Source organism: Curvibacter sp. GW821-FHT09D12 (assembly GCF_059416245.1).
Map to the genome: position 1 here is coordinate 412653 of NZ_JBWKOU010000002.1, position 22611 is coordinate 435263.

25 protein-coding genes and 1 pseudogene are annotated in these 22611 nt (G+C 66.9%); 18 read left to right on the top strand and 8 right to left on the bottom strand.

From position 1 onward, the window contains the following. Position 1 precedes the first annotated feature (1 nt). Positions 2-328 (bottom strand): YkgJ family cysteine cluster protein, encoded by a 327-nt coding sequence (locus AC07PT_RS04340; RefSeq protein ID WP_494655889.1) that lies wholly within the window; start codon positions 326-328, stop codon positions 2-4. 252 nt (positions 329-580) lie between these two features. Here AC07PT_RS04340 and mnmG point away from each other — a divergent pair, with 252 nt between their 5' ends. The 8 genes from mnmG (at position 581) to AC07PT_RS04380 (ending at position 8234) form a co-directional block, all read left to right on the top strand. Beyond that, complete coding sequence (gene mnmG, locus AC07PT_RS04345) at positions 581-2578, top strand: tRNA uridine-5-carboxymethylaminomethyl(34) synthesis enzyme MnmG (protein ID WP_494655890.1); 1998 nt, start codon at positions 581-583, stop codon at positions 2576-2578. Further along, on the top strand, positions 2575-3231 hold the full coding sequence (gene rsmG, locus AC07PT_RS04350; protein ID WP_494655891.1) for a 16S rRNA (guanine(527)-N(7))-methyltransferase RsmG: 657 nt from the start codon (positions 2575-2577) through the stop codon (positions 3229-3231). Before mnmG ends, rsmG begins: the two co-directional genes overlap by 4 nt. Before the next feature lie 83 nt (positions 3232-3314). Beyond that, a complete protein-coding gene (locus AC07PT_RS04355; RefSeq protein ID WP_492349498.1) occupies positions 3315-3929 on the top strand; it encodes a LysE family transporter in 615 nt (204 codons plus the stop codon). A 29-nt stretch (positions 3930-3958) separates the two neighbouring features. Continuing rightward, entirely contained in the window at positions 3959-4729 is a 771-nt protein-coding gene (locus AC07PT_RS04360; protein WP_492349499.1) for a ParA family protein, read from the top strand. A gap of 16 nt (positions 4730-4745) precedes the next feature. After that, positions 4746-5309 (top strand): RBBP9/YdeN family alpha/beta hydrolase, encoded by a 564-nt coding sequence (locus AC07PT_RS04365; protein WP_494655892.1) that lies wholly within the window; start codon positions 4746-4748, stop codon positions 5307-5309. A 40-nt stretch (positions 5310-5349) separates the two neighbouring features. After that, the gene (locus AC07PT_RS04370; protein WP_492349501.1) at positions 5350-6291 is read left to right on the top strand and encodes a ParB/RepB/Spo0J family partition protein; all 942 of its coding nucleotides are present in this window, start codon (positions 5350-5352) and stop codon (positions 6289-6291) included. Positions 6292-6307: 16 nt separating this feature from the next. Beyond that, positions 6308-7060, top strand: coding sequence for a class I SAM-dependent methyltransferase (locus AC07PT_RS04375; protein ID WP_494655893.1), 753 nt, complete (start codon positions 6308-6310; stop codon positions 7058-7060). A 91-nt stretch (positions 7061-7151) separates the two neighbouring features. After that, positions 7152-8234, top strand: a complete 1083-nt coding sequence (locus AC07PT_RS04380) for an alginate lyase family protein (RefSeq protein ID WP_494655894.1) — start codon at positions 7152-7154, stop codon at positions 8232-8234. Here the strand turns inward: AC07PT_RS04380 and AC07PT_RS04385 are convergent. Next, positions 8215-8472: a hypothetical protein gene (locus AC07PT_RS04385; RefSeq protein ID WP_494655896.1), complete on the bottom strand. Its 258-nt coding sequence runs from the start codon at positions 8470-8472 to the stop codon at positions 8215-8217. The two genes, AC07PT_RS04380 and AC07PT_RS04385, sit on opposite strands and share 20 nt — an antisense overlap. Between AC07PT_RS04385 and AC07PT_RS04390 the strand changes: the two genes are divergently transcribed. From AC07PT_RS04390 to AC07PT_RS04405, 4 genes and pseudogenes are all read left to right on the top strand, one after another. Then, positions 8471-8767 carry a hypothetical protein gene (locus tag AC07PT_RS04390; RefSeq protein ID WP_027474907.1) on the top strand — a complete coding sequence of 99 codons (297 nt, stop codon included), beginning with the start codon at positions 8471-8473 and terminating at the stop codon, positions 8765-8767. The genes AC07PT_RS04385 and AC07PT_RS04390 overlap by 2 nt on opposite strands. Positions 8768-9112: 345 nt before the next feature. Beyond that, positions 9113-9637, top strand: coding sequence for a ComF family protein (locus tag AC07PT_RS04395; RefSeq protein ID WP_494655897.1), 525 nt, complete (start codon positions 9113-9115; stop codon positions 9635-9637). Next, on the top strand, positions 9634-10191 hold the full coding sequence (locus tag AC07PT_RS04400; RefSeq protein WP_492349505.1) for a hypothetical protein: 558 nt from the start codon (positions 9634-9636) through the stop codon (positions 10189-10191). Before AC07PT_RS04395 ends, AC07PT_RS04400 begins: the two co-directional genes overlap by 4 nt. Positions 10192-10270: 79 nt before the next feature. Further along, a pseudogene (locus AC07PT_RS04405) lies at positions 10271-10372 on the top strand (addiction module antidote protein); the annotation flags it as partial. A 45-nt stretch (positions 10373-10417) separates the two neighbouring features. Here the strand turns inward: AC07PT_RS04405 and AC07PT_RS04410 are convergent. Continuing rightward, complete coding sequence (locus AC07PT_RS04410; RefSeq protein WP_492349506.1) at positions 10418-11842, bottom strand: FAD-binding oxidoreductase; 1425 nt, start codon at positions 11840-11842, stop codon at positions 10418-10420. A 213-nt stretch (positions 11843-12055) separates the two neighbouring features. On the opposite strand from AC07PT_RS04410, the gene AC07PT_RS04415 reads away from it, so the two are divergent. Both AC07PT_RS04415 and AC07PT_RS04420 read left to right on the top strand, forming a co-directional pair. After that, on the top strand, positions 12056-12616 hold the full coding sequence (locus AC07PT_RS04415) for a cob(I)yrinic acid a,c-diamide adenosyltransferase (RefSeq protein WP_492349507.1): 561 nt from the start codon (positions 12056-12058) through the stop codon (positions 12614-12616). Positions 12617-12628: 12 nt separating this feature from the next. Next, positions 12629-13528 (top strand): LysR substrate-binding domain-containing protein, encoded by a 900-nt coding sequence (locus tag AC07PT_RS04420; RefSeq protein ID WP_492349508.1) that lies wholly within the window; start codon positions 12629-12631, stop codon positions 13526-13528. A 33-nt stretch (positions 13529-13561) separates the two neighbouring features. Here AC07PT_RS04420 and AC07PT_RS04425 read toward each other — a convergent pair whose 3' ends face one another. Further along, a complete protein-coding gene (locus AC07PT_RS04425) occupies positions 13562-13972 on the bottom strand; it encodes an META domain-containing protein (protein ID WP_492349509.1) in 411 nt (136 codons plus the stop codon). An 89-nt stretch (positions 13973-14061) separates the two neighbouring features. After that, positions 14062-15279, bottom strand: coding sequence for a D-amino acid dehydrogenase (locus tag AC07PT_RS04430; RefSeq protein ID WP_494655898.1), 1218 nt, complete (start codon positions 15277-15279; stop codon positions 14062-14064). Between the two features lie 306 nt (positions 15280-15585). On the opposite strand from AC07PT_RS04430, the gene AC07PT_RS04435 reads away from it, so the two are divergent. Together AC07PT_RS04435 and AC07PT_RS04440 are read left to right on the top strand one after the other, a co-directional pair. Beyond that, the gene (locus AC07PT_RS04435; protein WP_494655899.1) at positions 15586-16470 is read left to right on the top strand and encodes a transporter substrate-binding domain-containing protein; all 885 of its coding nucleotides are present in this window, start codon (positions 15586-15588) and stop codon (positions 16468-16470) included. Between the two features lie 2 nt (positions 16471-16472). Continuing rightward, positions 16473-17258: an aspartate/glutamate racemase family protein gene (locus tag AC07PT_RS04440; protein WP_492349512.1), complete on the top strand. Its 786-nt coding sequence runs from the start codon at positions 16473-16475 to the stop codon at positions 17256-17258. On the opposite strand, the gene AC07PT_RS04445 is transcribed toward AC07PT_RS04440, so the two are convergent. Next, positions 17246-18193: a CysB family HTH-type transcriptional regulator gene (locus tag AC07PT_RS04445; protein ID WP_492349513.1), complete on the bottom strand. Its 948-nt coding sequence runs from the start codon at positions 18191-18193 to the stop codon at positions 17246-17248. The two genes, AC07PT_RS04440 and AC07PT_RS04445, sit on opposite strands and share 13 nt — an antisense overlap. Positions 18194-18397: 204 nt before the next feature. Here AC07PT_RS04445 and AC07PT_RS04450 point away from each other — a divergent pair, with 204 nt between their 5' ends. Further along, on the top strand, positions 18398-19552 hold the full coding sequence (locus tag AC07PT_RS04450) for an ABC transporter substrate-binding protein (protein WP_494655900.1): 1155 nt from the start codon (positions 18398-18400) through the stop codon (positions 19550-19552). A 39-nt stretch (positions 19553-19591) separates the two neighbouring features. Here AC07PT_RS04450 and AC07PT_RS04455 read toward each other — a convergent pair whose 3' ends face one another. Both AC07PT_RS04455 and AC07PT_RS04460 read right to left on the bottom strand, forming a co-directional pair. Beyond that, positions 19592-20143 (bottom strand): superoxide dismutase family protein, encoded by a 552-nt coding sequence (locus tag AC07PT_RS04455; RefSeq protein ID WP_494655901.1) that lies wholly within the window; start codon positions 20141-20143, stop codon positions 19592-19594. A 101-nt stretch (positions 20144-20244) separates the two neighbouring features. Further along, positions 20245-21534: a solute carrier family 23 protein gene (locus tag AC07PT_RS04460; protein ID WP_492349516.1), complete on the bottom strand. Its 1290-nt coding sequence runs from the start codon at positions 21532-21534 to the stop codon at positions 20245-20247. A gap of 210 nt (positions 21535-21744) precedes the next feature. On the opposite strand from AC07PT_RS04460, the gene AC07PT_RS04465 reads away from it, so the two are divergent. Beyond that, complete coding sequence (locus AC07PT_RS04465; RefSeq protein ID WP_492349517.1) at positions 21745-22611, top strand: HDOD domain-containing protein; 867 nt, start codon at positions 21745-21747, stop codon at positions 22609-22611.

The following is a 22611-nucleotide window of genomic DNA, read 5'->3' on the forward strand; positions in this document are numbered from 1 at the left end:
ATCAGGCCCCAGGGCGGGTCAATGCTTCGAGTTCGGCCAAGCCTTGCAGAGCGGACTCCCGGCTGTCACGGCACATCTCATGGCTGGGTTGCAACTGGCCGCACACGGCCGGGCGATCCGGGTGGCCGAAGATCTGGCAGCGCTCCTGAGGGTCGAGCTGGATGCAGCGAACCCCGGCCGGCTTGCCCTGCGGCATGCCCGGGATAGGGCTGGAAATGGACGGGGCGGTGCAGCAGGCGCCACAGCCTGGACGGCAATCGGGGCTCCCAGGCCGATCGGGCGGGTGGGGCAGGGGGCTTGGTTTCACGTGAAACACGGGCTGATTCATGGGCGCCATTGTGATGCTTGTTGTGAGGTTGGCTGGGTCAGCTTGAATGGGGCGGGGGTGCCACTGGCGCACGGTGGCACACGGGCTCGCAGAGGCGGTGTTGCGGTCTTTGGCCACGGCAGGTGCGCGGGTGGGGCGCGCCCGTTAAAATCTCGCCTCCCGGGGCGTTGGCCCCCCGGCCTGGCGCCCACGGCGCTGGGGTCTTGTTTGGCCACCTCTGTCTGCGGCTTCAACAGGCCCGTTTTCACCACCATGCTTTACCCACAAGAATTCGACGTCATCGTCGTTGGCGGCGGCCATGCCGGCACCGAGGCCGCTCTGGCCGCGGCCCGCATGGGCTGCAAGACCTTGCTGCTCTCGCACAACATCGAAACCCTGGGGCAGATGAGTTGCAACCCCTCGATCGGGGGCATCGGCAAGGGCCACCTGGTGAAAGAGGTCGATGCCTTGGGGGGGGCCATGGGCATCGCCACCGACGAGTCGGGCATCCAGTTTCGCATCCTCAACAGCTCCAAGGGGCCGGCCGTGCGGGCCACCCGGGCCCAGGCCGACCGCATTCTGTACAAGGCGGCGATCCGCCACCGGCTGGAAAACCAGGCCAACCTGTGGCTGTTCCAGCAGGCGGTGGATGACCTGATGGTGGAGGGCGACCGCGTGGTGGGCGCCGTCACCCAGGTGGGCATCCGCTTCCGTTCGCGCACCGTGGTGCTCACGGCGGGCACCTTCCTGGATGGCAAGATCCACGTCGGCCTGAACAACTACTCGGCCGGCCGGGCCGGTGACCCGCCTGCGGTCAGCTTGTCGGCGCGTCTCAAGGAGCTGAAGCTGCCCCAGGGCCGCCTCAAGACCGGCACCCCGCCGCGCATCGATGGGCGCAGCATCGACTTCTCCAAGTGCACTGAACAGCCCGGCGATGGCATGCCTGGCGGGCTGCCAGGGGCCATCCCGGTGTTCAGCTTCATGGGGTCGGTGTCCATGCACCCGCAGCAGATGCCATGCTGGATCACCCACACCAATGAGCGCACGCACGAGATCATCCGCAGCGGCTTTGACCGCAGCCCCATGTTCACCGGCAAGATCGAGGGCGTGGGCCCGCGCTACTGCCCCAGCGTGGAAGACAAGATCAACCGCTTTGCCGACAAGGACAGCCACCAGATCTTTCTGGAGCCCGAAGGCCTGAGCACCCACGAGTATTACCCCAACGGCATCAGCACCAGCTTGCCCTTTGACATCCAGTACGACTTGGTGCGCAGCATGGTGGGGCTGGAGAACGCCCACATCCTGCGCCCGGGCTATGCCATCGAGTACGACTACTTCGACCCTCGCGCCCTGAAGAGCAGCTTTGAGACCCGCCAGATCGGTGGCCTGTTCTTTGCCGGCCAGATCAACGGCACCACCGGCTACGAAGAGGCGGCGGCCCAGGGCTTGTTCGCCGGCATCAACGCGGCCCTGCAATGCCGTGGCGACGAGTCCTGGCTGCCGCGTCGCGACGAGGCTTACCTGGGGGTGTTGGTGGACGACCTGATCACCAAGGGCGTGACCGAACCCTACCGCATGTTCACCAGCCGGGCCGAGTTCCGGCTGCAGCTGCGCGAAGACAATGCCGACATGCGCCTGACCGAGGCGGGCCGGCGCCTGGGCCTGGTCGATGATGCGCGTTGGGCCGCTTTCAGTCGCAAGCTGGAAGCTGTTTCACGTGAAACAGAGCGCCTGCGCGGCACCTGGGTGAATCCGCGCAACCTGCCGGCGGCCGAATCCGAGCGGGTGTTGGGCAAGGCCATCGAGCACGAATACAACCTGGCCGATCTGTTGCGCCGCCCCGATGTGAGCTATGCAGCCCTGATGTCGCTGGACGGCGGCAAGTACCTGCCGGTGGCCAGCGAGACCCAGCCCGTGGTGGTGTCACGCGAAGCCCTGGGTGAGTTGTACGAACCCGTGGTGGAACAGATTGAGATCGCGGCCAAGTATTCGGGCTACATCGATCGCCAGCGCGACGAGGTGCAGCGTGCTGCTCACTACGAGAACCTCAAACTGCCACCCGACTTTGACTACATGCAGGTGGGGGCGTTGTCGATCGAGGTGCGCCAGAAGCTCAACAAGCATCGGCCGGAAACCCTGGGCCTGGCCTCGCGCATTTCGGGGGTGACCCCTGCGGCGATCTCGTTGCTGATGATTCACCTGAAAAAGGGCGGCTTCCGTGGCTTTGCCAACGAGGCTGCCCAGGCCGACGAAACGGCGGTGGCCCCATGAGCGCACGTGCTTTTGAAGCCGAACTGCGGGCCGGCCTGCAGGCCCTGGGCCTGTCGCTGGACGATCAGCAGGTGGGCCGTTTGCTCGACTACATGGCTTTGATCCAGAAGTGGAACAAGGTCTACAACCTGACCTCGGTGCGCGACCCGGCCGAGATGCTGACCCACCACCTGCTCGACAGCCTGGCGGCGGTGCCGCCACTGCAGCGCCACCTGGCCAGCCTGGGGGAGGGCATGGCCCGCAAGCTGCTGGACGTGGGCTCGGGCGGTGGATTGCCGGGTGTGGTCTTTGCCATCTGCTGCCCGACGCTGTCGGTCAGCTGCGTGGACACGGTGGCCAAGAAGGCTGCCTTTGTGCAGCAGGTGGCGGCCGAGCTGCGCCTGGGCAATCTGCGTGGCGTGCATGCCCGGGTCGAGAACCTCCGCGGCCCCTTCGATGTGGTCAGCTGCCGGGCCTTTGCCTCGCTGCCCGATTTTGTGAATTGGTCACAGGCAGCCCTGGGCGAGGGCAGTGTCTGGCTGGCCATGAAGGCCAAGCACCCGGCGGATGAGCTGGCGGCCTTGCCGGCCGCAGTGCAGGTGTTTCACGTGGAACAGCTCAAGGTGCCCGGCTTGGAGGCCGAACGCTGCATCATCTGGATGAAGCCGGCCTGATCTGAGAAGGTCTGCACGTTCTGACATCTGGCGGGCAGGCCACTCGCGTAAACTCGGCCGCTCAGTGGGTGGAGGATCCAATCATGTTCGGTGTTGCAGATTACGGCGCTTTCGTGGCGGCCATCGTCCTGTTTTTGGCGATTCCGGGGCCGGGCAACCTGGCCTTGATCACCTCCACCGGCAAGGGTGGGCTGCGTGGCGGCATGGCCGCCACCCTGGGCGTGATCGCGGGTGACCAGGTGCTGATGTGGTTGGCGGTGGCCGGTGTGGCGGCCTTGCTGGCGGCATGGCCGCCAGCTTTCCATGCGGTGCAGTGGCTGGGCGCCGCCTACCTGGCCTGGCTGGGTTTTCGCATGCTCACGGCCAAGCCGGGGTCGGCCCCGGTGCTGAACATCCGGCCGCGCCAGTATTTTCAACAAGCGGCTGCCATCACCTTGCTCAACCCCAAGGCCATCGTGTTTTACATGGCTTTCTTCCCGCTGTTCGTGGACCCGGTGCACCACCAGGGTTTGCTGACCTTTGGCGTGATGGCGGCCACCATCGCAGCGCTGACCCTGGCCTATGGCGTGGTGGTGGTGCTGCTGACGCATTTTCTGGCCGAACGCCTGCGTGCCAACCCCGCGATTGCGCGTGGGCTGGAAAAGCTGGCCGGCGTGTTTCTGATCGGCTTTGGCCTGAAGCTGGCCTTTTCCAAATAACCCCTGACCCCTAGAACAAGAACGAATTCATGGCCAAGATTTTTTGCGTCGCCAATCAAAAAGGGGGGGTCGGCAAGACCACCTCGACCGTCAACCTGGCAGCCGGCCTGGCCAAGATCGGCCAGCGCGTGCTGATGATCGACCTGGACCCGCAGGGCAATGCCACCATGGGCTCGGGCGTGGACAAGCGCCAGCTCGAATTCACGGTGTACGACGTGTTGATCGAGTCGGCCTCGGTGGCCGAGGCCAAGGTGCGCGCCGAGGCCTGCGGCTATGACGTGCTGGGTGCCAACCGCGAGCTGGCCGGTGCCGAGGTCGAGCTGGTGCAGCTGGAGCGGCGTGAAAAGCGCCTCAAGACCGCCCTGGCCGCGGTCGATGCCGATTACGACTTCATGCTGATCGATTGCCCGCCTTCGCTGTCGATGCTGACCCTGAATGGCCTGTGCGCTGCCCACGGGGTGATCGTGCCCATGCAGTGCGAGTACTTTGCCCTGGAAGGCCTGACCGATCTGGTCAACACCATCAAGCAGGTGCATGCCAACCTCAACAAAGACCTGCAGATCATCGGCCTGCTGCGCGTGATGTTCGACCCCCGCATCACGCTGCAACAGCAGGTGAGCGAGCAGCTCAAGGGCCACTTTGCCGACAAGGTGTTCAACACCGTGATCCCGCGCAACGTGCGCCTGGCCGAGGCGCCCAGCTACGGGCTGCCCGGCGTGGTGTTCGACCCGCAGGCCAAGGGCAGCCAGGCCTTCGTCGAATTCGCCGAAGAAATGGTGCAGCGCATCAAAACTATGTGAACCCCGGAGGCGTTCGATGATTCAGGCTTCAGAGGTTCTTCTGCTGCCGGGCTGGCAGAACAGTGGCGCCGGCCATTGGCAGACGCTGTGGGAGCAGCAGCATGGCTTTGTGCGGGTGCAGCAGCACGACTGGATGCGCCCGCTGCGCGGTGACTGGAATGCCCGCCTCGAAGAAGTGCTGCTGGCCCAGCCCGGGCCGGTGTGGCTGGTGGCCCACAGCCTGGGCTGTGCCCTGGTGGCGGCCTGGGCGGCGCACTCGCGCAACACCGCCCGTGTGCGCGGGGCCTTGCTGGTGGCGCCGCCCGAGCTGGCGCGCGACGACCTGCGCGTGATGCTGCCCGGCTGGGCTCCGATGGCGCGCCAGCGCCTGCCCTTCGCTAGCGTGCTGGTGGCCAGCAGCAACGACCCCTACGCCAGCCTGGCCCATGCCCAGGGCCTGTCCCAGGCCTGGGGCAGCCGCCTGGTGGAGGCGGGCCCACGCGGGCACCTGAATGCCGAATCAGGCCTGGGAGACTGGCCCGAGGGGCTGGCCTTGCTGCAGTCCTTGTCAGCGCCCCTGCAACCCCCTCAGGCGCTTTGATGGGCCCTGAAATCCAAGTTCCAAGAAAGATCTGACCAAGATGGCGACCAAGAAACCCAAGGGCCTGGGCCGTGGACTCGAAGCCCTGCTGGGCCCCAAGGTGGACGAAGCTGCGACCGACGGCAATGTGCCTGCCGCCAACAGCGGCCAGCCGGCCACTCTGCAGCTGGACCAGCTGGTGCCCGGCGTCTACCAGCCGCGCACCCGCATGGACGAGGGGGCGCTGTACGAGCTGGCCGAAAGCATCAAGGCGCAGGGCATCATGCAGCCCATCCTGGTGCGCCGCCTGCACGCGGGTCCGAACGACGGCAAGTACGAAATCATTGCCGGTGAGCGCCGCTTCCGCGCCTCGCGCCTGGCCGGTCTGGACAGCGTGCCGGTGCTGATCCGCGAGGTGCCCGACGAGGCGGCCGCGGCCATGGCGCTGATCGAGAACATCCAGCGCGAAGACCTCAACCCACTCGAAGAAGCCCAGGGCCTGCAGCGCCTGGTGAAAGAGTTCGGCCTGACCCACGAGCAGGCCGCCCAGGCGGTGGGCCGCTCGCGCAGCGCGGCCTCCAACCTGTTGCGCCTGCTGAACCTGGCCGAGCCAGTGCAGACCATGCTGATGGCCGGCGATCTGGACATGGGCCACGCGCGCTCGCTGCTGTCGCTCGACCGGGCCACCCAGATCACCGCCGCCAACCAGATCGTGGCCAAGAAGCTGTCGGTGCGTGAGGCTGAGGGCCTGGTCAAGAAGATCAGCGCCGAATTCAGCCTGACCTCGCCCAAACCGACCAAGAAAGACAAGTCGCGTGACCTCAAACGGGTGGAGGAGGAGCTCTCCGACCTGCTGACCGCGGCGGTGGAGGTGCGGGTGAAGAAGCGCGTCAAGCGTGCTGGCCGCACCGAAGAAATGGGCGAACTGGCCATCCAGTTCGGCTCGCTGGAAGAACTCAACGGCCTGATCGACCGCTTGCGCGGCAGCTCCGCGGGGGCTTGATGCGCAGCTCGAACCCATGAGCACCGTGCCCGGCCGCCGCCCACCTGCCCGGCTGCGCCTGCCCTGGCCCTTGCCGGCATTGTTGGTCTGGGCCGCGGCCTGGGGCTTGTTTGCCGTGCTGGCGCAGGCCGGGGTGGGTGTGCTGCTGGCCCTGGGCAGTGCCGCGGCGCTGGGCGCCCTGGGCAGCGTGCTGGGGCCCAACTGGTGGCGTCGCTTCATGATCGCGCTGGGCTTTCCCCTGTCGTTGCTGGTGTCGGGCGCTGTCACGCTGCCAGCTTGGGTGTGGCTGCTGCCGCTGGGCCTGGTGCTGCTGGTCTACCCCATCAATGCCTGGCGCGATGCGCCGATCTTCCCCACCCCCCGGGGCGCCTTGCTGGGGTTGCCCCAGGCGATCGCCTTGCCTGCGGGTGCGGCGGTGCTGGACGCGGGCTGTGGCCTGGGCGACGGTCTGCGGGCCCTGCGCCGGGCCTGGCCCGAGGCGGTGCTGCACGGCCTGGAGTGGAGTTGGCCGCTGCGCCTGCTGTGCGCCTTGCGCTGCCCCTGGGCCCAGGTGCGGCGCGGTGACATCTGGCGTGAATCCTGGGCGCCGTACCAACTGGTCTATGTGTTCCAGCGCCCCGAGAGCATGGCGCGCGCCCTGGCCAAGGCCCAGGCCGAGATGGCCCCGGGCAGCTGGCTGGTGAGCCTGGAGTTCGAGGTGCTGGAGCAGCCCCACCAGGCCCGACTGATGGCCCCCGACGGGCGTCCGGTCTGGATCTACCAGCTCTGAAGGGGGGCTGATCCGGCTTTCACCTGGCGCCGGGGCAACCTATCATCGAGCGCTGGCGACCCGCCAGCCCACCGCGCCAGGAGCGCCCACCATGAACACCGCCAGCCGCTTTCAAAGCATCCACCGCCGGGCCTGGCTGGCCTGTGTGGTCGGCGGGCTGCCCGCCAGTGCGCTGTGGGCCCAGGATCCCCCGGCCCAGGCCCAGCTGCCCGCCCTGTGGTGGCCCCCGGAGCGCCACTGGCAGCTGCTGCGCGAGCGCGCACCCCAATCCACCGAGGTGCAGGCCGTCATGAAGGCCCAGTACCAGTTGCTGGCCCGCGGCTGGAGCCAGCCCCCGCACGCCTTGGCCCAACTGCCTGCCGAGCCCCGTTGGCAAGGCGAGGCCCCGCCACGCCGGGTGGCCGACAGCCTGGGCGAGTTCGAGCAGCTGCAGGCCCTGGCCTTTCTGTTCACGCTCAATGGGCAGGCGGCCTACCGGGAGCGGGCGCTGGAGCTGCTGCGCCCCTGGGCGCGCAGCCTGGCCCCGGTGGCCCAGCCCCTGAGCCTGCGCTGGCTGGAGCCCGCGGTGTGGGCCTACCGCCTGTTGCGGCCCCACATGGCCACAGCCGATCGGACCCGCCTCGACGCCTGGTGGCAGGCCCATGCGCTGGCCCAGCAAGGCGACCGGCAACTGGACCGGCCCGATGCGCTGGACCGCCGCAACAGCCACCGCCTGTGCAGCATTGGCCTGATCGGCTGGGCCCTGAGCGACGCCACCCTGGTCGAATCGGCCCGGCGCGGCTTGCAGCAGCAGTTGATGGACGCGCTGTTGCCCACGGGCGAGAGCCTGGACTACCACCAGAGTGGCCAACTGGCCGACCAGGTGGACGCCTTGCGCCCCCTGCTCACGCTGGCCTTGGCGCTGCGTGAAAGTGGCGACGACCTGTACCACCGGGCCACCCCAGCCGGGGCCTCGATGGCGCGCAGCGTGGCCTGGCTGCAGGCCCGTACCCAAAACCCCAGCCGCTACCCCGAGCTGCGCGGTCAAACGGTGGAGGCCGGTCAGCTGCAGCCCTTGCAAGCCCTGATCGAAGCCTGGCAACCTGGCCTCACCCCCCTCGGTACCGCGGCCGGGCGCCAGCACAGCTTGCCTGTGGTGCGGCTGCGCCTGTTGCTCAACCAGCTGCCTTCATGAGGCCGCCCGCTGCCGGGCAGGCCCGGTGCGGCACCCAAAGTTCCGCTTTGATTGTTTCTAAAAACGGAATAGCCATTTGCGCATGACGATGTTTTATTGTTGGTGTTAACCCTATAAAGTTCATCCCATCGATGAGCCAGACACCTCTGCAAAGACTCACCGAGCTGGACAAGACGGCGCCCATCGAGGCCTCCGCCCTGCCCGGAAGTCCATCAACTTTGAAAGGAAACATCATCATGAACCGCCAACTGATCGCCTCCGCCCTGATTGCCGCCTCTGCCTTCGTGGCCGCCGCACCCAGCTTTGCCGAAGGCCTGGCCGAATACAACCAGCGCGCCGACGTGGTGTCGCAATACAGCCGTGCCGAAGTGAAGACCCAGGCCGTGGCCGCTGCCCGTCACGCCGCTGACGTGGACACCAACTCGCAGGTGCTGCCGGCCGTGAAGTCCGCCATCACTCGCCAGGAAGTGCGCCAGGCCGCCGCTGCAGCCAACCGCGCCGGCCTGCTGCCGCACGGTGAACTGACTTACTGATCCACGCCGCCAGGCTGAGTCCAGGCACACAAAAAAACCCCGCCCGGCGTGAGCCGCGGCGGGGTTTTTCATGGGCGTTCGAGATGGCTGGGAGGACCTGATGCTCCGATGTGAATACTGTGGCGGCCAAGCCGTACGAAACAGGTGTTTCGGAAAGAGGGGCGACGTCCATGGCTTTGGGAGCAGGTCGATCAAGAGACCGCTGGCACCTTGTTACGTTGTCGGAAAGCTTCGACTTCGCTTCCCTGGGAATAATCGCGATCAGACGCGACAGGGGGCCCTATGGATGTGGTTTTGCGGCAGTTGCACGGACCTTGGAACGCCGGTTGGGCATTGAACAAGCACATGCTTCGCAGCACCCACCTCGGTGACGATGAATACGGTCGTCCGAGATTCGAATCAGTCCGCACCGATGTCGGTGAAGCTACCTACCAGTTGAAGTACCGTCAGGATTGGGGGCAGGTGCAACCCTTGGCAAAGGCATTGCTGGACCATGTCGTCCCGAGGCTTGCCGGGATCGGGTTCATTGTTCCTATGCCAGCGTCCACGGTACGTGCTCGACAGCCGGTGACGGAAGTTGCGCAAGCGCTGAGTGCTTTGTCAGGTATCCCGGTTTTTACCGACCTGCTACACAGAAGCCGCGCTGCCAAGCTCCTCAAGGATCTGCAGACTAAAGAGGAGAAAATAGAGGCCATCGGCGACAGTTTCGCTGTCCACGACACGATTCAGGGAGCGGGTCCCTGGAATGTGCTTGTGGTTGACGACCTGTTCCATACCGGGGCCTCCCTGGAGGCCGCCTGCGCTGCTCTCCGAAAGTACCCTAAAGTGAGGCATGTTTACGTCGCCGCCCTGACCTGGAGATCGCCATGACCACCGTTTTCATTGCAGGTTCCATGAACATCAAGCACCTTGATGTGAAGGTGAAGGATCGTATTGGCAACATCGTCGCGTTGGGGTTCAAGGTGCTTGTGGGCGATGCTGAAGGGGCGGACACCTCCATCCAGCAGCAGTTACTGGCCCTCGGACACGAAAACACCACCGTCTACTGCAGCGGCGGGGTGCCCCGCAACAACGTGGGCAATTGGCCTGTGGATGTCGTCACCACCCAGCATGCGCCAGGAACCAGGGCGTTCTTTACAGCCAAGGATCTCGCGATGGCTGCGGCCGCTGATGTCGGCCTCATGGTTTGGGATGCGAAGAGCACCGGCACATTGAGCAACATCATTGAGTTGTTGGCGCAAAAGAAGAAGTCGGTTGTCTTTGTCAACAAGGAAAAGACGTTCCGAACCATCAGCGGCGTTGAACAACTTGATGAGTTGGCGAGTTGCATGTCTGAACACGCAAGGCGCAAAGCCGATGAAAAGATCGGCCTCATGTGCCGGATCGAGGCTTTGAAGCACGAGCAGTCCGAACTTTTTGCCTGACCCGCTTAAGTTGAAGATTCAGGGCGATGGTGGTTTTCATCTGGCTCGCTTGGGTGTGCCGGGCCATTCAATGGCATGACGCCGCCTGTCCCCCAGTGGCAACCCGGCACTCAGCAACTTGTTGCTCATCCTGAAAGCACTGGGCCAGCGGCTGGCGGTGCAGCCGCTGGCTTCAAGTGCTGAGGAGCCTGCGCACGTCAAGCCTGCGCGAGGCCGGCGGCCTCTTTCACAGCGCGAAGATCTTGCCCGGGTTCAGGATGTTCTTGGGGTCGAGGGCGCGTTTGATGGTGCGCATCATGTCGACCGCGCCGGCGCCGGTTTCGTCGAGCAGAAAGCCCATCTTGTGCAGGCCCACGCCATGCTCGCCGGTGCAGGTGCCGCCCAGCTGCAGCGCCCGGGTGACGAGCTTGTGGTTGAGCTCTTCGGCCTTGGCGCGTTCTTCGGCGCTGTCGGGGTCGATCAGGTAGCCGAAGTGGAAGTTGCCGTCGCCCACGTGGCCCACCAGGAAGTAGGGGATGCCACTGGCGTCGGTCTCGGTCACCGAGTCGAGCAGGCAGTCGGCCAGGCGGCTGATGGGCACGCAGGTGTCGGTGGAGATGGCCTTGCAGCCCGGGCGCGACTGCACGGCGGCAAAGTAGGCGTTGTGCCGCGCCGTCCACAGGCGGGTGCGTTCTTCAGGGGTGCTGGCCCATTCGAAGGCGTTGCCACCGAACTCGCTGGCGATCTCCTGCACGGTTTCGGCCTGCTCCTTGACGCTGGTGGGCGAGCCGTGGAACTCCATCAACAGCATGGGTTCTTCGCGCAGGCCCAGCTTGGAGTACTGGTTGACCATGCGCACGGTGTGGTGGTCGATCAGCTCGACACGGGCAATCGGCACGCCCAGCTGGATGGTCTGGATGGTGGTGCGCACCGCCGCCTCGATGCTCGGGAATGAGCAGATGGCGGCCGACACGGCCTCGGGCAGGGGGTACAGACGCACGGTGATCTCGGTGATCACGCCCAGGGTGCCTTCGCTGCCCACCATCAGGCGGGTCAGGTCGTAGCCGGCGCTGCTCTTCTTGGCGCGGGTGCCGGTGCGGATGACCTCGCCGCTGGCGGTGACCACTTCCAGGGCCAGCACGTTTTCGCGCATGGTGCCGTAGCGCACGGCGTTGGTGCCGCTGGCACGGGTGGCGGTCATGCCGCCGATGGTGGCGTCGGCCCCCGGGTCGATGGGAAAGAACAGGCCGGTGGCCTTGATCTCTTCATTGAGCTGTTTGCGCGTGATGCCGGGTTGCACGGTCACGGTCAGGTCTTCGGCGTTCACGCTGAGCACCCGGTTCATGCGGCTGACATCGAGGCTGATGCCCCCTTGCACGGCCAGCAGGTGGCCTTCGAGCGAGGAGCCCACGCCGAACGGGATCACCGGCACCTCGAACTGGCTGGCCAGGCGCACGGCATCGGCCACGTCGGTGGTGCTTTCGGCAAACACCACGGCCGCCGGCGGCGGCACCTGGAACGAGGACTCGTCGCGGCCGTGCTGTTCACGCACCACCAGGGCGGTGCTGCACTGCTCGCCAAAGCGGGCCTTGAGGGCATCGATCAGGGCGGCGGGCACGTCGCGCTGCTGTACTTCGGGCAGCAGGTGCAGGGGGGCGGTGGGGGCGTTCATGGTGTCTCCAGTACGGCTTGAATAGGGGGCCGGGTGCGGCCAGCCTGCCATTCTAGGAGCGTGGGCGGCTTCCTGCCGAGCCCGGGGGCTGATGGCCTGGCGCTGCGGCGAGGGACGGCGATCTCGCGCAAAATCGAGGACCCGACAGCCGGTCGGCCCGCCCCCACGCCGGGCGTGGCCCCGCGCTTTTTCAACGTTTGCAAGGACCCCCGCATGGCCAACCGCCTGACCCAGATCGCCACCCGCACCGGAGACAACGGCACCACCGGCCTGGGCGACAACACCCGGGTGTCCAAAAACAGCCTGCGTGTGCATGCCATGGGCGATGTGGACGAGCTCAACTCGCACATCGGCCTGCTGCTCAGCGAGAGCCTGCCCGAGGCGGTGCGCGAACTGCTGACCGATATCCAGCACCAGTTGTTCAACCTGGGCGGCGAGCTGTCGATCCCGGGCTTCGAGTTGCTCAAGGCCGAGGCCGTGCTGCAGCTCGATGAGGCGCTGGCGCGCTTCAATGGCGAGTTGCCGCGACTGCAGGAGTTCATCCTGCCGGCCGGCCGGCGCAGCGCCGCCCAGGCCCATGTGTGCCGCACCGTGGCGCGCCGCGCCGAGCGTGCGGTGGTGGCGCTGGGCAATGAAGAGGCCCTGAAGGACACGCCGCGCCAGTACCTGAACCGCTTGTCAGACCTGATGTTCGTGCTGGCCCGGGTGCTCAACCGGGTGGATGGCGGCGACGACGTCTACTGGAAGAGCGAACGCCTGCAGCGCGGCAGCTGAGCCGGGGCCCCCATGCGCCTGCGCCACATCGAGGTCTTCAATGCCATCATGCTGACCGGCAGCGTGAGCGCGGCGGCCCGGCTGATCAACATCACCCAGCCCGCCGTCAGCCGCACCCTGCAGCATGCCGAGATCCAGCTTGGCTTTGCGCTGTTCCAGCGCGCCAAGGGTCGGCTCACCCCGACCACCGAGGCGCTGACGCTGTTCCCGCACATCGAGCGCCTGTTTGCCCAGCTCGACGAGGTGCAGCGCCTGGCCACCAGCCTGCGCGGTGGCCAGGTGGCCGGCGAGCTGCGCATCGTCTCGGTGCTGGCGCTGAGCTACGACATCCTGCCCCGCGCCTTGGCCCGTTTCAAGAAGAAGCACCCCGACATCGTGGTCAGTGTCGAGGCTCTGCATTCGCCCCAGATCATCTCCAGCCTGATGTTGCAGGAGGCCGATGTGGGCTTTGTCTTCAGCACGCTCAGCCACCCGTCCCTGACCCACGAGCCGCTGGCCGAATGCGCCATGGTGTGCGTGGTGCCCAAGGGGCTGCTGCCGGTGCGCAAGCTGCGCCAGGCTCAGCTGAGCCTGGCCGACCTGGTGGACGTGCCGGTGATCAACCTCGATGCCCGCGATCCGGTGGGCACGCGCCTGAGCCAGGCCTGCCGCGAGGCCGGCGTGGGCCTGAACTCCTACGTCACGGTGCAGACCTACCATGCCGCGTTGGCCATGGCCCACCACGGCTTGGGCGTGGCCCTGGTGGACGCCTGCACGGCCGTGTCGGCCGACCGCAGCAAGGTCGATGTGCTGGCGCTGGAGCCCGCCATCGCTGTTCCGGTGCAGGCCCTGCGCCTGGCCGACAAGCCTGGTTCGGTGCTGGTGCGGGCCATCACCGAAGAGATGCAGCAGGCCATCCGTCAGGCCTTGTGAGGCGCTGCGGGGTGGGGGGAGGCCGGGCGAGCCTCAGGGCGCGGGTCGCAAGCTTTGCAACACCTGCCCCTGGGCATCCAGCAGCAGCAGGCGACCGCCTTCGAGGCGGGCCGAGCGGGTGGCCTCCAGGCTGGCCAGGAAGGGGCCCTCCTGCTCCCCGCCCGGGGTCAGGCACATCATGCGGGTGGCCGCCAGTGGGCCCACGCGCAGCTGACCCTGTTCGATGCGCCAGCGCCCGCTGAACCGGTTGCAGCCCCCAAAGCCGCTGGCCTGGCCACTGGCGTCCAGCCGCAACTGGGTGGGCGGATTGCCGTCGCCCAGCCAGCGGGTGTCGCCCAACTCGGGCAGGGCAGGGGCCTGGGCGCAGGCGCTCAGCAGCGTGGCGGTGGTGGCCAGCGCCAGCAGGGCGCCAAGACGGGATCGACGAGAAGATGGATGGGCCATGGGCACCTCACAAAGCACGTGACAGCACGTTCAAGCGCGCATTCTGGCACCGGCGGCAGGGCACGGATCAGGCCGGGATCAGGCCGGGATCAGGCGCGCAAGGCCTCGCAGAGCTGGCGTGCGGTGCCAAAGGCCAGCGTGAAGCCCAGCGCACCGTGGCCGGAGTTCATCCACAGGTTGTCGGGGCCCTTCGGCAGGCGGCCGACGATCGGCAGGCCGGTGGGTGTGGCCGGTCTCAGGCCGCACCAGGCCTGGACGTCACTGAAGTCCTGGCAGCCCGGAAACACCTGAGCGGTGGATTGGCACAGGCTGGTGATGCGCTCGGCCGGAATGTCGCGGCCATAGCCCACCAGTTCGACCATGCCGGCCACGCGCAGGCGCTCGCCCAGGCGGGCGAACACCACCTTGCGGGCACTGTCGGTCACACTGACCCGTGGGGCCTGGGCCGGATCCCGGCCCACCGGCAGGGTGATGCTGTAACCCTTGAGCGGGTAGACCGGCAGCGGCAGGCCCAGTGGGCGGCACAGCGCCACGCTGGCGGCCCCCAGGGCCAGCACAAAGTGGTCGGCCTGCACCGGCCCCTGGGCCGTGTGGGCGGCCACCACGCGGCCACCGGCCAGCTCCAGCCGGGTCACGGGGCGGCCGTAGCGGCGCTCGGCACCGCGCTGCGCCAGCGCCTGGTCCAGCGCCTGGCACACCTTGAGGCAATCCGCGGCGCTTTCGCTGGGGGTGTAGACCGCGCCGGCCATGGCGCTCTGGTAGCGGGCCAGTGCGGGCTCCAGGGCCACGCATTCCGCGGGCGAGACCAGGCGCTGGGCGGCGCCGCCCAGGCGGGCCTGCAGCTCGATCTGCTGCGCCGCCCCTTGCAGCCCGGCCTCGGTGGGGTAGAGCACCAGCTTGCCCGGTGTGCTGTGGTCGCAGTCGGGCCGCAGATCGGCCAGCATGTGCTCGAAGCCCTCGCGGCTGCGCGCGGCCAGGCCCAGCAAGGTGGCGGTGCTGCGTTCCGAGCGCGGGCGGTTGCAGGCGGCCATGAAGCTCAGCCCCCAGGCCCATTGGTGCAGGTCGGCCTGCAGGCGAAACTTCAGCGGCGAATCGGCGGCCAGCAGCAGCTTGGGCAACTGCCCCCAGATCGACGGGTCTGCCAGGGGCTGCACATAGGAGTAGCTGAGCTGGGCCCCATTGCCGCCGCTGGCCCCCTGGCCCACCGCATCGGCCGCGTCGAGCAGGGTCACACGATGGCCTTCCTGCTGCAGAGAATAGGCGGCGGCCAGCCCGGTGATGCCGGCGCCAAGCACACAGACGTGCATGAGCGATCCTTCTGTTCTGTTGGGTTCAAGACTGCTGCCAATGTAGGGCGCACCAGGCGCCCGCGCTCATGCCAATCGAGGCCGGGGCCATGCAGCGAGGTTATGGGGCACCAACGGTGCTCAGGGCCTGGCCAGCTTGGGGCTGGCTGGTCTGCTCAGGGCTTTCCCGCTGCGGCAGCAGGCCCATTACCTTTTGTAATGCCCATGCCGTGAAAAGGAATTACCGCCCAGGGCGCAGGCCTTCCTACACTGGGCCTTCACGGTTCGCCCTTCCATTCATCCCTCACCCCCTCTAGAGGTCTGCTCATGAAAATGGTCCCCCTGCTGCTCACTGCTGCCACCCTGGTCACGGGCTCTGCCCTGGTGCAGGCCGATACCCTGGAGAAGATCGCGGCTTCCGGCAAGATCACCCTGGCCTACCGGGAATCGTCGGTGCCCTTCAGCTACCTGGATGGCCCCTCCAAGCCCATCGGCTTTGCCGTGGACATGTCCAATGCGGTGGCCGACGCGGTGCGCAAGCAGCTCAAGAAGCCCGATCTGCAGATCGAGTGGCAGCCGGTGACCTCGCAGAACCGCATCCCGCTGATCATGAATGGCACGGTCGATCTGGAGTGCGGTTCGACCACCAACAACACAGCGCGTGGCAAGGACGTGGCCTTTGCCATCAACCACTTCTACACCGGCACCCGGCTGCTGGTCAAAAAGGGCTCGGGCATCAAGGACTACGCCGACCTGGCCGGCAAGAACGTGGCCACCACCACCGGCACCACCAACCTGCAGGTGTTGCGCAAGTACAGCACCGAGAAGAACCTGAACTTCAACATGCTCTTCGGCAAGGACCACGCCGACTCGTTTTTGCTGGTGGAGTCGGGCCGGGCGCTGGCCTTCGGCATGGATGACATCCTGCTGTTCGGGCTCAAGGCCAACGCCAAGAACCCGGACGAGTTCGAGGTGGTGGGCGAGTCGCTGCAGGTCGAGCCCTATGCCTGCATGCTGCGCAAGGACGATGCCGGCTTCAAGCACCTGGTCGATGGCGTGATCGGCGGGATGATGAAGAGCGGCGAGTTCGAGAAGCTCTACACCAAGTGGTTCATGCAGCCCATTCCGCCGCGCGGCGTGCCCCTGGGCCTGCCCATGAGCCCGCAGCTCAAGGACAACCTGAAAGCCCTGAGCGACAAGCCCGCCGTCTGATCATGGGACCTGCATTGCTCTCTGCGCCGCAGGTGGTCGGCATTCTGGGCGGCATGGGGCCGGCGGCAGGGGCCGATTTTGTGCGCCTGTTTGTCGAAGCCTGCTCGCGTCAGCTGCAGGCCCTGGGCCGAGGCGTGCAGGACCAGGCTTTCCCGGAGCATTGGCTGGCCCAGGTGCCGGTGCCGGACCGCACCGGGGCCTTGCTGAACCGCGACAGCGGGGCGCACCAGCCACTGGAGCCCATGCTGCAGGCGCTGGGGCGGCTGGCCGCCCTGGGCGCGCGCAGCGTGGCCATGGCCTGCAACACGGCGCATGCCTGGCACGGGCGGCTGCAGGAGCGTTTTCCGCAACTGGAGTTGCTGCACGTGGCGCAGGAGGTGGCACAGGCCCTGCAGGCCCGTGGTGCCCGGCAGGCCATTCTGCTGGCCACCGAGGGCACGTACCGCAGTGGGTTGTATGAGCAGGCGCTGGCGCAGGCGGGGATTGCACTGATCCTGCCCGAGCAGGCCCAGCGCGAGCGCCTGATGCAGGGCATCTACGAGGGGGTCAAGCGCGGCGACCGGTTGTTGGCGCAGGCCTGTTTTGCCGAGGTGGCCGGGGCCCTGCTGCAGCGCCACGGCGACCAGCCGCTGCTGATGGCCTGCACCGAGATCCCGCTGGCCTTGCCCGGGGCCCCCGAGGTGGCGGGCGCCACCTTGATCGATCCGGCCCAGGTGCTGGCGCAGGCGCTGGCCGGACGGGCTTACGGGGTGTCTGACGTGCCGGCGGCCTCGTTTCAGATTTCGTAGTCGGCGCTGGTGCCTGATTCGTCCTGCAGGGCCTTTTCCACGATGGTGCGGCTCAGCGTCGGCGCAAACGACTCGATGAAGGCGTACACATAGCCGCGCAGGTAACTGCCGCGGCGCACGGCCAGCCGGGTCAGGTTGATGCCGAACAGGTGGCCGGCGTCGATGGCGCGCAGGCCGGTGTCGCGTTCGGCCTCGTAGGCGATCGAGGCCACGATGCCGGCGCCCATGCCCAGCTCCACATAGGTCTTGATCACGTCGGCATCCATCGCGCTGAGCACGATGTGGGGCGCGAGCTTGCGCTGGGTGAAGGCCTCGTCGATGTGGGTGCGGCCGGTGAACCCGTTGTCGTAGGTGATCAGGGGCCAGGCGGCCAAGCGCTCCAGGGTCAGGGGGGCGTCCAGCAGCGGGTGGCCGGGCGGCACCAGCACCGAGTGGGTCCAGCGGTAGCAGGGCAGGGCGACCAGGGCCTCGTACTGGGCCAGGGCCTCGGTGGCGATGCCCACATCGGCCTCGCCCGACAGCAGCATCTCGGCCACCTGACGCGGTGAACCCTGGTGCAGGTTGAGCTTGACGTTCGGAAACTGCTGGCGGAACTCCTGCACCGCCGCCGGCAGGGCGTAGCGGGCCTGCGAGTGGGTGGCCGCGATCGAGAGCTGGCCGTTCTGTTGGGCCACGAACTCCTGCCCCGCCTTGCGCAGGTTGGCGCTGTCGAGCAGGATGCGCTCGATGATGGGCAGCACATGCTGGCCCGGGTCGGTCAGGCCGGTCAGGCGCTTGCCGGCGCGCACAAACAATTCAATCCCCAGTTCCTCTTCCAGCTCGCGGATCTGGCGGCTCACACCGGGCTGCGAGGTGTGCAAGGCGTTGGCCACCTCGGTCAGGTTGAAGCCGCAGCGCACGGTTTCGCGAACGGAGCGCAGTTGCTGAAAGTTCATTTTTTGAAGGGCTGAGGGCTTTTAAATAAGGAAAAGTAATTATTCGGTCGTTTGATACAACGTCCAAATACATAAAAGTGACATGCATATGGTGTGCGCGGGCTTGGCTTCAGGGCGGGGCGGGCATTGCGGGCCATCCCCAATGACGACATACGGGCTCAAATGGCAGACTGGGGGTTTAGATCTGATTCTTCAAAGCCTGGTATGTCTCAACGCCGTCAATTTCTGTCCCTTGCTCCCCGGCTGTTGGCCGCTACCGCGGCGCCGGCCTTGATCGGCTTGGCGCGGGCGCAGGAGGGGGTGTCCGGCCGCAGTGTGGTGATCGGCTCTTCGGCGGCCCTGTCGGGCCCGCTGGCCGCCTTGGGGCAGGATCTCAAGCTGGGCATCGATGCCGCCATGGCGCAGATCAATGCCCGCGGCGGGGTGCAGGGGCGCAGCCTGCAGTTGCAGATGGTGGACGACGCCTATCAGCCTAACCGCACCCTGGACAATGTGCGCAAGATGGCCGGCGACGGGGGCGTGCTGGCCTTGTTGTCCTGCGTGGGCACCCCCAACAACACGGCCATCCTGCCCGTCATCGAGGACAACGGCTTGCCGTATGTGGCGCCGCTGAGCGGTGCCAGCTCGCTGCGCAAGGCCGGCAGCCGCAACCTGTTCCATGTGCGTGCCAGCTACACCGACGAGACGCAGCGCCTGATCCAGCGCCTGGGCTCGATGGGCCTCAACGGGCTGGCCATCGTCTACCTGGACAACGGTTTCGGTCGCGAGGTGCTGGGCGATGCCCTCAAGGCCATGGAGGGCCAGGGCATGAAGGCGGTGGCCCAGGTGGCGCTGGACACGGCGGGCAAGAACCTGACCGAAGTGGTGAACCAGGTGCTGGCGGCCAAGCCCAGTGCGGTGTTCATGGCCACGGCAGGGGCCGTGTCCCAGGCCTTGGTGACGGGCTTGCGCAAGCCCTCGCCGTCCATGCCCGTGGTCGGCCTCAGCGTGGCACTGAGCAACGAAGGCGTGAAGGCGCTCGGGCCCCTGGGCAGCGGCGTGGCGCTGACCATGGTGTTTCCTGACCCGAACCGGGCCAAGATCGCGGTGGTGCGTGACTACCAGGCGGCCATGCGGGCCGCGGGACAGAGCGAATTCTCACCGGGCAGTTTTGAGGGCTACATCAACACCCGGGTGTTGGCCGAAGGCCTGGACCGGGCTGGCAAGGACGTCAACCGGGCCCGCCTGCGCTCGGCGCTGGCCGGGGTGCGCGGGCTCGACCTGGGGGGCTTTGTGGTCGACTTCGGCAGTGCGCCTTATGTCGGCTCGCACTACGTCGAGCTGGGGGTGCTGGGGGCTTCGGGCCGCTTCGTGGGCTGACGCCCCCAAGAGGGGGCTCGGGCGGCCTTCGCCCGGGGCTCAGCCGGCCTGGATCACGGCACAGGCCACGCGCGGGCCGGAGTTGCCGGTGGGCTGGGTGGTGTAGTCGTCCGGGTCGCGGTGCACGATCAGGCCTTTGCCGACGATGCTCTGCGGGCCGGCCACCAGGGTGATGCCGCGGCTTTCGAAGTCCACCCGGGCCACGCCCTGGGCGTCGGCCTTGAGCACGGGCAGGTCGCCCACGTGGTGGGCGCCGGCATCGTGCCGGCCATGGGCACTGCCGCCCGGGTTGAAGTGGCCGCCGGTGCTCATGCCGTCGCCACTGCTGCAGTCCCCTTTTTCGTGCACATGAAAGCCATGCTCTGCATTCGGCTTGAGGCCGGTGATCTGGCCGCTCACGCGCACCCCATCGCCGCTCTGGCTGAAGCTCAGGCGGCCGCTGACGTTGTTGCCCCGGGTGGGTTGCAGATCGGCCACGGCCCGAGGACCGGTCGGGGCGCTGGCACAGCCGGCCAGGGCCAGCGCCAGCAAGGTGGCGCCGCCGAACAGGCGGGCAAGACGGGAACGTGCTGTCGAGACTGTCGGGGTCATGGGAATCCTCCTGAGGTGTGGAGGCCCGAGGGTAGCGCAATCGGCGTTTGCAGGGGGCAGGGCGCCCCCATGCCCCGGCCAGGCAGGCCGGGGACGCTTGCTCAGGCCGAACGCCGGTTCAGCAGGGCGTACAGGCCGATGGCGCCAAAGGTGGCGGTGCCGATGCCGCCCAGGCCGAAGTCACCGAACTTCAGGGTGAAATCGCCGGTGCCCAGGATCAGGGTCACGGCGGCCACGATCAGGTTCTTGTTGTCGGAGAAGTCAACCTTGTTGTCCACCCAGATCTTGGCCCCGGCCACGGCGATCAGGCCGAACACCACGATGGACACCCCGCCCATCACGGGCAACGGGATGGCCTGGATCACGGCCCCGAACTTGGGGCTGAAGCCCAGCACCACGGCCAGCACGGCGGCGCAGGCGAACACGGCGGTGGAGTAGATCTTCGTGGCGGCCATCACGCCGATGTTCTCGGCATAGGTGGTCACGCCGGTACCGCCCGCGCTGCCCGAAAGCATGGTGGCCACACCGTCACCGATGAAGGCCCGGCCCATGTAGGCATCCAGGTTCTTGCCGGTCATGGCGGTCACGGCCTTGATGTGTCCCAGGTTTTCGGCCACCAGGATGATGGCCACCGGGGCGATCAGCAGCAGGGCGTTGGCGCTGAACACCGGGCTGGTGAAACCGGGCAGGCCCAGCCAGGCTGCGTTGGCCACGCCCGACAGGTCAAGCGGCTTGCCCAGGCCCAGGCCATTGGTCAACACCGCGTAGATCACGCTGGCCACGATCAAGCCCACCAGGATCAGCAGGCGCTGCAGCATGCCGCGTGTCAGCACGGCGACCAGGCCCACGCTGACAAAGGTCACGGCCTGCATCCAGCTGTCGAAGTTGCTGGCCGCCATGTTCTTGATGGGCACGCTGGCCAGGTTCAGGCCGATCACGGCCACCACAGCACCGGTGACGACCGGCGGCATCAGGCGTTCGATCCAGCGCGTGCCCACGGCCTGCACCAGGGCGCCAATGGCGGTGTAGACCGCGCCACAGGCCACGATGCCGCCCAGCGCCACCGCCATGCCGGCGTTCGGGCCCTTGCCGGCATAGCCGGAGGCCGCGATCACCACGCCGATGAAAGCAAAGCTTGATCCGAGGTAGCTGGGCACCTTGCCGCCGGTGATCAGAAAGAACACCAGCGTCCCGATGCCGCTCATCAGAATCGCAATGTTGGGGTCGAAGCCCATCAGGATCGGGGCCAGCACGGTGGCGCCGAACATGGCGATCACGTGCTGTACCCCCATCAGCGCGGTCTGCCCCCAGGGCAGCCGTTCATCCGGGCCGATCACCCCTCCCTGCTGCAACACCTCGGGGCTGCGCAGCCGCCAGTCGAATAGTCCCATGCTGAAATCCTGTCTGCTTGGTTAGAAATGCGGCGAATGCTAGCAGGGAGATGGGCGGTAAATGGCAGGGGCAGTACGGAGTGTTCGCGCTTTGACAAACGTGATAGGCGTTTGACCCAGCAGTGGTTTTTGTGCTGGTTCTGTTAACAAATTGATACGACAATCGGGGCTCTTGCGCCAACCAGCGACGGGCCTCCAGCCCGCCACCTTGTGACTTCCAAGCTGCCCATTCCCGACATCGAAGCTGCCCGCCGCAACCCGGCTGTGCGCGACATCCTGATCCCTCCTTGCCCGGAGCTGCTGGTGCGTCTGCAACAGGCGGTCTCCCAACGCGAGCCCGATGTGGAGGAGATTTCCCAGGTGGCCGCCGCCGATGTGGCCATGGCCGCCGCCTTGATCCGCCAGGCCAACAGTCCGCTGCATGGATTGGCCCAGCCAGTCAACACCGTGGGCATGGCGTTGACGGTGCTGGGGGTTCGGCCTTCGGTGGAGTTGCTGACCGGTTTTCTGGTCACACACGCCTTGCCGGTGCGTTCGGCGCTGCTGGAGCATTTTTGGGAAAGTTCACAGCGCCGCGCCATTGCCTGTGAGCACATCGGGCGCCAGCTCTACAGCCTGGACCCGGGCCTGGGTTACAGCTTCGGGCTGTTCTGCCATGTGGGCATTCCGGTGATGATGCGTGCGGTGCGGGGTTACTCGGGCACGCTGACCGAGGCCCTGGCCCGCAAGGACCGCACCTTCACCCAGACCGAAAACGCCAACCACCGCACCGACCATGCCGTGGTCGGCGCCATCGTGGCGCGCACCTGGCGCCTGTCGGACGAGGTGGCCCAGGCCATCTGGCTGCACCATGACTTTGCCTGCCTGGACGATGAACGCTTCCCGGACACCGTGCGCCACCTGGTGGCCATGGGCCTGATGGCCGAGTACCTGGTGGGTCAGCACGAACTGCTGGCGCCCTCACGCGAGTGGGGTCAGCACGGCGAGACCTGCCTGGCCCACCTTCACGTCAATCAGGATGAGCTCAACCACTGGATTGACGAGTTGCACCCGGCCTTTGAGGCGGTGCATCTGTGA

Coding starts and splice junctions, on each gene's coding strand:
- AC07PT_RS04375 (WP_494655893.1), top strand. CDS start 6,308: ATGAGCACCGTGCCCGGCCGCCGCCCACCTGCCCGGCTGCGCCTGCCC.
- AC07PT_RS04380 (WP_494655894.1), top strand. CDS start 7,152: ATGAACACCGCCAGCCGCTTTCAAAGCATCCACCGCCGGGCCTGGCTG.
- AC07PT_RS04455 (WP_494655901.1), bottom strand. CDS start 20,143: ATGACCCCGACAGTCTCGACAGCACGTTCCCGTCTTGCCCGCCTGTTC.
- AC07PT_RS04445 (WP_492349513.1), bottom strand. CDS start 18,193: ATGAACTTTCAGCAACTGCGCTCCGTTCGCGAAACCGTGCGCTGCGGC.
- AC07PT_RS04430 (WP_494655898.1), bottom strand. CDS start 15,279: ATGCACGTCTGTGTGCTTGGCGCCGGCATCACCGGGCTGGCCGCCGCC.
- AC07PT_RS04360 (WP_492349499.1), top strand. CDS start 3,959: ATGGCCAAGATTTTTTGCGTCGCCAATCAAAAAGGGGGGGTCGGCAAG.
- rsmG (WP_494655891.1), top strand. CDS start 2,575: ATGAGCGCACGTGCTTTTGAAGCCGAACTGCGGGCCGGCCTGCAGGCC.
- AC07PT_RS04355 (WP_492349498.1), top strand. CDS start 3,315: ATGTTCGGTGTTGCAGATTACGGCGCTTTCGTGGCGGCCATCGTCCTG.
- AC07PT_RS04385 (WP_494655896.1), bottom strand. CDS start 8,472: ATGATGATGTTTCCTTTCAAAGTTGATGGACTTCCGGGCAGGGCGGAG.
- AC07PT_RS04460 (WP_492349516.1), bottom strand. CDS start 21,534: ATGGGACTATTCGACTGGCGGCTGCGCAGCCCCGAGGTGTTGCAGCAG.
- AC07PT_RS04450 (WP_494655900.1), top strand. CDS start 18,398: ATGTCTCAACGCCGTCAATTTCTGTCCCTTGCTCCCCGGCTGTTGGCC.
- AC07PT_RS04410 (WP_492349506.1), bottom strand. CDS start 11,842: ATGAACGCCCCCACCGCCCCCCTGCACCTGCTGCCCGAAGTACAGCAG.
- AC07PT_RS04395 (WP_494655897.1), top strand. CDS start 9,113: ATGCTTCGCAGCACCCACCTCGGTGACGATGAATACGGTCGTCCGAGA.
- AC07PT_RS04415 (WP_492349507.1), top strand. CDS start 12,056: ATGGCCAACCGCCTGACCCAGATCGCCACCCGCACCGGAGACAACGGC.
- mnmG (WP_494655890.1), top strand. CDS start 581: ATGCTTTACCCACAAGAATTCGACGTCATCGTCGTTGGCGGCGGCCAT.
- AC07PT_RS04340 (WP_494655889.1), bottom strand. CDS start 328: ATGAATCAGCCCGTGTTTCACGTGAAACCAAGCCCCCTGCCCCACCCG.
- AC07PT_RS04420 (WP_492349508.1), top strand. CDS start 12,629: ATGCGCCTGCGCCACATCGAGGTCTTCAATGCCATCATGCTGACCGGC.
- AC07PT_RS04370 (WP_492349501.1), top strand. CDS start 5,350: ATGGCGACCAAGAAACCCAAGGGCCTGGGCCGTGGACTCGAAGCCCTG.
- AC07PT_RS04400 (WP_492349505.1), top strand. CDS start 9,634: ATGACCACCGTTTTCATTGCAGGTTCCATGAACATCAAGCACCTTGAT.
- AC07PT_RS04390 (WP_027474907.1), top strand. CDS start 8,471: ATGAACCGCCAACTGATCGCCTCCGCCCTGATTGCCGCCTCTGCCTTC.
- AC07PT_RS04425 (WP_492349509.1), bottom strand. CDS start 13,972: ATGGCCCATCCATCTTCTCGTCGATCCCGTCTTGGCGCCCTGCTGGCG.
- AC07PT_RS04365 (WP_494655892.1), top strand. CDS start 4,746: ATGATTCAGGCTTCAGAGGTTCTTCTGCTGCCGGGCTGGCAGAACAGT.
- AC07PT_RS04440 (WP_492349512.1), top strand. CDS start 16,473: ATGGGACCTGCATTGCTCTCTGCGCCGCAGGTGGTCGGCATTCTGGGC.
- AC07PT_RS04435 (WP_494655899.1), top strand. CDS start 15,586: ATGAAAATGGTCCCCCTGCTGCTCACTGCTGCCACCCTGGTCACGGGC.